Source organism: Pseudomonas viridiflava, assembly GCF_900602065.1.
In the GTDB taxonomy this organism is placed as follows: domain Bacteria; phylum Pseudomonadota; class Gammaproteobacteria; order Pseudomonadales; family Pseudomonadaceae; genus Aquipseudomonas.
The window spans coordinates 1-424 of the sequence record NZ_UWFN01000031.1 but is presented as its reverse complement, the minus strand read 5'-3'; the positions used below and the strand labels follow the sequence as shown (position 1 = coordinate 424).

Annotated in this window: 1 protein-coding gene; it reads left to right on the top strand. The window is 61.3% G+C overall.

The features are described 5' to 3' along the window. On the top strand, positions 1-424 hold a 424-nt coding region (locus EE949_RS00145; RefSeq protein ID WP_122661874.1), incomplete at both ends, for a PhoX family protein.

Here is a 424-nt window from a genome sequence, read left to right as displayed (position 1 = left end):
CGCTACAACCGTCGCATTCACGGCAACACGCCGATCAAAGTGAGCGGCCCGGCCGCTGGCCATAAGTGGCTCAAAACCGAAGCCGACAGAACCGGCACCCGCGTGCTGGGCACCTTTCAGAACTGCGCCAACGGCAAGACGCGGTGGGGCACTTACCTGACGTGCGAAGAGAACTTCACCGACTGCTACGGCAGCAGTAATCCTGATCAGGTCTTCGATGCCGGCATGAAGCGCTATGGCGTGACGGTCGCCAGCCGGGATAACAACTGGCACCTGTACAACCCGCGCTTCGACGTCGCCAAGAACCCCAACGAGATAAACCGTCACGGCTGGGTGGTCGAGATCGGTCCGTTCGAGCCCGACTCCATGCCGGTCAAACGCACCGCGCTGGGTCGCTTCAAGCACGAGAATGCCGCCTTTACTC